Consider the following 6,000-nt stretch of genomic DNA (forward strand, 5'->3'; position numbering starts at 1 on the left):
TCCATCGCTCATCGCGCCGCAAATCTCGCTCTCCCACCCACGAGGGATCGGGAATATCGCCCGAGTTGCCCACACTGCAACACGCCGAAGTAGCCACCTGACGCTTCGCGTAGCCAGGCATGTTAGTGCGACCTGCGGTACAAAGAGCCGGTAACAGGCTGATGCCGATACATTCTCAAACCGTTTCGCTGGACGTAGCGGGCCTCCGCTTCGGCGAAGGCCCCTCGGCATTGTCGACGCCATCCGCTACCTCGCCGACAACGGTTGCAGTGGCGGGCGCTACCAGCAGATTTTCCCGTGGAAAAGGCGCCATAGGCGCAAGCCCGCATCCGCGGATACACCCCCACCGCCCGCAAACAAGGGATCACCGCCCATCAAGCGGCCTTCGCCGCCATCCCTCGGAACCCCTAAGACCGCCATAACCAACAACAGCCTTAGTTGCGGCGGGACAAACAATGACACGCATCTCGCGGGCGATATTGCGACTAAGCCGAGGGACGCTGCGAGATCTCCACATATCGCCACGAAAACCGGGTCTTCGAATTTAGCCGGGCACAGCCACTTTGCTGGTGACGCTGCGTGTGCGTAGGCGTTGGTTCTCGGGGGCGCGGAATCCGTAGGCGTTGCGGGCGGCGAGTTTGACGGCTCGGTTGATGCCCTCGCTTTTGGCGTTGGTGATGCCGGTCCGGAGGAACGCTTCGATGCCGTCTCACCAGGTCTCGATGGGGTGGCCAGTCGCTTGATCTCTTCGATGCCGCTGTCGGCGCACCAGAGGTAGAAATCGTAGAGGCGCTTGCGGATCTCGGCGGGGTTGAACCTGTCCCGGTTGCAGGCCAGGACGGCGCGGAGTTCCTCTTAGGCGATCCAGGCGGTGAGGATGCCGTGCCGATCGGCCCAGCCGCTTGCAGCTTGGTCCGCTGCCGCCGTGGTGAAGGCGGCGTGCACCACCGGCCAGGACACCCCCAGACTGGCGGCGACTCGCAGACCACCCGCTTGGTCGTGGCCACAGCCGTGCCCGCGGCGTGTCGTAATCGTGTGGTCAGCCGGGCACGAGCCGGGACGGACGGCACAGTCTCAGTGAACGTCCTCTTCGGACACTGCGGGGACCGGCAGCGCCACCGGTGTTTGTGCCACACCAGGCGAATGGTGTTCCCGCCGAAGGGCAGATTTCGCGGAAAGGTGGCCACCCTATCCTTGAACGAGGTGGAGGCCAGCCCACACGACGGGCAGTATCTGGCCTGGTCATCAGCGGTGATCACATGCACCCCGGTATGCCGTCACCGTCCGGTTCCACATGATCGGCGGCCAGGCCGTCCAGCCTGAGCAGCAAGGTCGTATCGTTGTTCACGCCCGTGGTTCTTTCGCATCAGGTGTTTCGACAACAACCATGATCACAAAGAGCCTCGGGTCTTTCGTCTCCAGCCCACCCGGACTACGGTCCGTTACGGCGATCACGCTGCCCGGACAACTTCGAAGACCCCGAAAACCGCACAGCGACCAGCGCCGACCTCGCCATCAGGCGTTCCTTCGGCCGTTGCACCATCGACGATCCAAGTAAGAAGGGGCAGCGGAACGAGCACAGAGGGGTAGCAAGACAAGACTTTGCTGGCGACCGCCCGGAATTTTGAAATAGTCGAAAGACAGACACCACCGGGCAGCAGGCTGGAACCAGGACTAAAACTCCAGCGACTCGAGATACGCAACGCCGACCTACTTACCGCGACCGAACAGAAAAATCCTCAGCGAATCTCGGACATCTGCTTCCGCAAGCACGGAGCCGTAATTGAACACCGCAGCACACGAGCCAGCATCAGTACGTAGAATTATGGAGGCTTACGGGTCATCAAGCTCACCAGGACCGGATCTGCATTGCCGTGTGGCGGACCAACGGGGCCGATCGGGCGCGGACATCACACCGAAATCCCACGATCAGATAGATAAGTACGGCCCGCCGAACACCGCACTTGGCAGCCGCGTTGTCGCTCAAGGTGAATGGATTCTACGACACAGAAATCAAGCCCTACCGACGGTCCGCGGTGTTTTCCGGAACAACTCGCGGTGGGGATACACCATGGACCGGCTCGACACGATCCCTCTTGAACTGCTGGACGGCCGGAAGCTTGCGGCGTCCATCGTCCGGCTACTGCAATCCAGTTTTTGGCGCCAGCCGCCAGAGGCCGAATTCGACGAATCGGCTCATGCCGATCGACTGTCCACTATCACGGCACCGTTGACCGGGCGCAGGAGAGAAGTATTCGATCAACTTCGCGGCCGAATAGAATGGGATCGACTTTCCCGCGGCCTCACCCATGGAGATCCGATATTCGACAACGTTCTTTTCGCCCGCGACGGTTCGACGATCTTGATCGATCCGATCCCGTCGACCCCAGGCCTTCCCGACGTGATCGCCCTGGATATCGGACGAATTTTCCAGTCCTGCGTGGGATACGAGCGGGTGACTTACGAACTACCAGCGCCCGACGACGTCCCGCTCGATATCATCATTTCGATGACGGGATTAGCGCACGACGACCTGATAGCCGCTCTGTACTTCGGAATCGTACACCTCCTTCGTTCGATGGTTTACGTCTCAGCGCGGAAGGCGAAGCACCTCCTGGAGGAATGCGTGGACAGCTTGATTGGAGCGGCGACATGCCGGCTGTAGTGGTGTTCGACATCGACGGGGTACTGGTCGACACCCGAGAGATCGTACGGCGAGCCTATGCCGAGGTCGGCATTGAGTTGCCCGACCAACTCTGGGGCAGTACATGGCGCACTTGGCTTCCCGAGCGCTGCGGGGGAGATCTCCTGCGCGCCGAAGCTGTCCACGATCAAAAAACCCAGTCTCACCTCGACTTACTCAGCAGGAGTAGGGTCACAACACTCGCGGGCGCCCAAGCCGCCCGCACGTTGCACTCCTGCGGATGGACCGTCAAATTCATCACCTCCAGCACACGCGAAGTCGTGCAGAGAACGCTTGACTCCGCCGATCCGTCATTGAGCGGGTTCCTGGCCGGAACCGATCTGGACAGCATGGGCAAACGGAGAGCGCTTGACGGGATTTCCCCTACGGGTGGCGTATACGTCGACGACAACTACGACCTGGGCGTCAAGGTCACCGAAGGAAGCACGTGGAAACTAGTGCATTTCCGCGACCAGGCCGAGACAGAGTTGATCAAGGAGATCAGCACGGTATGGATGTCGTAATCCTTGCCGCCGGACGCGGTAGCAGACTCAAGGACATCACACCGCCTTATTTCAAGCCGTTGATCATCGTTGATGGCGAGCCTCTCATCCGCCGGCTCGTCCGGACAGCGTTGCGCGTCTCAAGTGGACGGATCGTGATCGTCGCCGCCCCGGAAAACGCGCTGCCCCTCTGCCAAGTGCTGGGCGGCCTCCCGGCAGAGATCGTCATCCAGCGTCAGCCGAATGGGCCAGGAGACGCGCTTCTCACGGGTCTTCGACTTGTCACCTCGCCTGAGGTCCAGGTCCTCCTCGGCGACAATGTGGTGTCCGTCCGGGACGCGGAGAAGATCGCGCAGGCCGCCGTTCCGGCAGTCGGTGTCGTACTGATGCATCCTGCCGAAGCCGAGCGGTACACGTACCTAACCCCGAGCGGCTGCTGGGTCGAAAAAATCCCTTGCGACGAAGCCGAGACCGAGCAGCGCCTGCCCTGCTGGGTCGGCCCGTTGAAGCTGAGGACTGACGAGATCAAAGCCGCCATCGAGCACCGGATCCGGAGCACGCGAACCGAGGCGGACCCGGCAGAGCAGGAAATCCCCATCGGACCACTGCTCAACGAACAGGGTCCGGCCACTCTCGTTCCGGTGTCTTCTGTGGACATCGGCGTTCCCGCTGCATGGCTTCCAGCACGAACACTCATCGAGGAATGATGTTATGAGCAGCAGTTCTCCCGCCAAGGGAAAATGGGTTCCCGAGGCCGAATACGACGAAATAACCAAGAAGATCCCGATCCTGTGCGTCGACGTGTTGCCCCTCCACCCGGGGCCAGAGAACTTGGTGGGATTAATACTCCGCGACACCTTCTGGGGCCGCCGTCGATGGTGCCTCGTGGGCGGCGGAGTCCAACACGGCGAACCGCTGCCGAACGCCGTCGAGAGGGTCTTCGATTGGGCGCTGGGTGACAGGGTTTCACTCGACCTCGACACCCTGGAGCTGAAGGAAGTGGTGGAGTACTTTCCCGATCCTGACACCGGCGAGTTCTTCGACCCCCGCAAGCATGCCGTCGCCCTCACTTACACCTGCGTCATGTCGGGTGACCCGCGTCCTCGTGGGAAGGCCATCGATTTCCGCTGGTTCTCGCCCGACGCGCTTCCCGAGCGTGACTCCCTCGGTTTCGGGCAAGAACGTCTTGTACCGCGCCTCCTAGCTGCTTGCCCCTCGATCAACCACCAAGCCAACCCAGCAATATGACGGTTTCCGCATCTGCGGGCAGGTAGCTGGCTCTCCGGGAGATCTGCCTGTCGGCTGCACCCACAGTAGATTGATCTGCTCGCGCGGACCGGGCACGCCAGAACGCGGATCTCCGACGTGGTCGAGCCGATCGACGATGGATCGCGTGGGCTCGCGGCGGCCCTTGCTCATCACCGTGCACTCAAGACCGCCGCTGGTGCCCGACAAGGACGGCTGCCTCCTGCACCTGCGCGCAGAACAATGCCCTGGACACAGCGCTGCGCCCCGAAGCGATCACTTCGAGGCGCAGCGCTGTGCGCTTAAGTCTTCGTGGCGGGGCGAGCCAGCGTCAGCGTTTCCGCAGCCAGGATCTTGCGGTCGGCGTGCGCGGCCTTCAGATCCTGGCGCATCTGGGTAGCAGTGGCCACGCCGATGTCGGGCTTGCGCACCGGCGGGTAGCCGGCGGCGAGGATGGATCGCTGGGTAAACGCCGATCAAGTAGTTGGAAACACCGCCCGGCCGGAAGCCCGCGACGGTGTCGAGGACGGCGGCTGCGGCCTGTCAGGCGTCGATGGCGCGGCGAGCCGCGTCCACGGCAGCGACGTAGGAGTGGTGGGCAGCCAGCCGGTTCCGGGCGGTTTCCGGGGTGCCCCAGCGGGTGTCGACCAGGTGCCGGGCCCGGTCCCGCTCGCGTCCAGCGGTGGTTTCCCGCGCCACGGCAGCCGGTGTCCTGCAGGTCGAAAGGTGCGGTTGCAGACCCGGCAGTGTTCGTCCGGATCGATCGCGACGGGCAGCATCGCCGTCGTGGGGAGGAAACGCGGTGATCCGATGGCAGCACCATGCGCTGTGTTCGCACGGGATTGTTCAGAACCCGCCGAAACAGCAGCGAAACGGGGGTGCGTCCACAACGGACGCACCCCCGCACCACGCACCGGATCAGTATCTCGGCTGCACCCACAGCTGGTACCGGCCGTGGTTGTGCAGGTCCTGGCAGTACCAGCCGACCCAGCGGTGCTGCGCTAAGCCCGCGTTGCCCGCCTTGTTGCAGGAGTATCTCGACGAGTAGACCCCGCCCGGGACGAACGTGGCTGCGGACGCCACACCTTCGGTGGCGGCGATACCACCGGCGAGCCCCAGCGTGAGCAGGGCGGTCGCGGCCAGCTTTCGAATCGTCATCATCATTGCGCTCCATTCGCATCGAGACGGAGGTGACGCCGAAAAGGTGAGATTCGACGCACTGCCGGTAAACCTAAGCAACGGCATCAGTCATGACCAGGTCGTCCGAGGTGATGGGGCGTACGCGCCCGTGAACGTTGCCCAAAGGCGCAAGTTGAAAATTCGTGGATGCGAGCGTGCCAGTTGAGCTCACAGGCGATGACCGAGCGAGTACTTCGCTCGGAGGGCGCAGTGCTTGTCATGCCACCGTGAGCGCGGGGGTGGATTGTCAACACGGTCATGAAGACATCGTGAAGAAGGCATGAACCCGGGTTGGGCATGCTGGTATCTCGGAAGCGAAGCCAATGCTTGGGAGTGCGGACATGATGGCAAACGATCACGGCACGGTGCTCGCCACCATGGTCTTCAACC

The 6,000-nt window shown here is 62.5% G+C and carries 8 protein-coding genes and 1 pseudogene; 4 read left to right on the forward strand and 5 right to left on the reverse strand.

The features are described 5' to 3' along the window. Positions 1-544 precede the first annotated feature (544 nt). Both ACWDKQ_RS11090 and ACWDKQ_RS11095 read right to left on the reverse strand, forming a co-directional pair. On the reverse strand, positions 545-703 hold the full coding sequence (locus ACWDKQ_RS11090) for a transposase (RefSeq protein ID WP_450138602.1): 159 nt from the start codon (positions 701-703) through the stop codon (positions 545-547). Between the two features lie 412 nt (positions 704-1,115). Further along, positions 1,116-1,265 (reverse strand): annotated as a pseudogene (locus ACWDKQ_RS11095) (hypothetical protein); the annotation flags it as partial. A gap of 806 nt (positions 1,266-2,071) precedes the next feature. Between ACWDKQ_RS11095 and ACWDKQ_RS11100 the strand changes: the two are divergent. The 4 genes from ACWDKQ_RS11100 to ACWDKQ_RS11115 are packed head-to-tail and all read left to right on the forward strand — an operon-like array spanning position 2,072 to position 4,434. Further along, complete coding sequence (locus tag ACWDKQ_RS11100) at positions 2,072-2,665, forward strand: phosphotransferase family protein (RefSeq protein WP_450138593.1); 594 nt, start codon at positions 2,072-2,074, stop codon at positions 2,663-2,665. After that, positions 2,653-3,207 carry a hypothetical protein gene (locus tag ACWDKQ_RS11105; protein ID WP_450138594.1) on the forward strand — a complete coding sequence of 185 codons (555 nt, stop codon included), beginning with the start codon at positions 2,653-2,655 and terminating at the stop codon, positions 3,205-3,207. The genes ACWDKQ_RS11100 and ACWDKQ_RS11105 overlap by 13 nt, the downstream gene beginning before the upstream one ends. Next, positions 3,195-3,893: a nucleotidyltransferase family protein gene (locus ACWDKQ_RS11110; RefSeq protein ID WP_450138595.1), complete on the forward strand. Its 699-nt coding sequence runs from the start codon at positions 3,195-3,197 to the stop codon at positions 3,891-3,893. The genes ACWDKQ_RS11105 and ACWDKQ_RS11110 overlap by 13 nt, the downstream gene beginning before the upstream one ends. A 4-nt stretch (positions 3,894-3,897) precedes the next feature. Beyond that, complete coding sequence (locus tag ACWDKQ_RS11115) at positions 3,898-4,434, forward strand: DUF4916 domain-containing protein (RefSeq protein WP_450138596.1); 537 nt, start codon at positions 3,898-3,900, stop codon at positions 4,432-4,434. 299 nt (positions 4,435-4,733) lie between these two features. Here the strand turns inward: ACWDKQ_RS11115 and ACWDKQ_RS11120 are convergent, their stop codons facing one another. The 3 genes from ACWDKQ_RS11120 to ACWDKQ_RS11130 all read right to left on the reverse strand — a co-directional run bounded on the left by ACWDKQ_RS11120 (position 4,734) and on the right by ACWDKQ_RS11130 (position 5,589). After that, on the reverse strand, positions 4,734-4,862 hold the full coding sequence (locus tag ACWDKQ_RS11120; RefSeq protein ID WP_450138597.1) for a hypothetical protein: 129 nt from the start codon (positions 4,860-4,862) through the stop codon (positions 4,734-4,736). Between the two features lie 112 nt (positions 4,863-4,974). Further along, a complete protein-coding gene (locus tag ACWDKQ_RS11125; RefSeq protein ID WP_450138598.1) occupies positions 4,975-5,130 on the reverse strand; it encodes a hypothetical protein in 156 nt (51 codons plus the stop codon). A 219-nt stretch (positions 5,131-5,349) separates the two neighbouring features. Next, positions 5,350-5,589: a hypothetical protein gene (locus ACWDKQ_RS11130; RefSeq protein ID WP_450138599.1), complete on the reverse strand. Its 240-nt coding sequence runs from the start codon at positions 5,587-5,589 to the stop codon at positions 5,350-5,352. Positions 5,590-6,000: the final 411 nt, after the last annotated feature.

This window comes from Saccharopolyspora sp. NPDC000995 (genome assembly GCF_053599315.1).

Excerpts from the sequence above, each read along its gene's own strand:
- ACWDKQ_RS11100 (WP_450138593.1), top strand. The coding sequence starts at position 2,072 with ATGGACCGGCTCGACACGATCCCTCTTGAACTGCTGGACGGCCGGAAG.
- ACWDKQ_RS11105 (WP_450138594.1), top strand. The coding sequence starts at position 2,653 with ATGCCGGCTGTAGTGGTGTTCGACATCGACGGGGTACTGGTCGACACC.
- ACWDKQ_RS11110 (WP_450138595.1), top strand. The coding sequence starts at position 3,195 with ATGGATGTCGTAATCCTTGCCGCCGGACGCGGTAGCAGACTCAAGGAC.
- ACWDKQ_RS11115 (WP_450138596.1), top strand. The coding sequence starts at position 3,898 with ATGAGCAGCAGTTCTCCCGCCAAGGGAAAATGGGTTCCCGAGGCCGAA.
- ACWDKQ_RS11130 (WP_450138599.1), bottom strand. The coding sequence starts at position 5,589 with ATGACGATTCGAAAGCTGGCCGCGACCGCCCTGCTCACGCTGGGGCTC.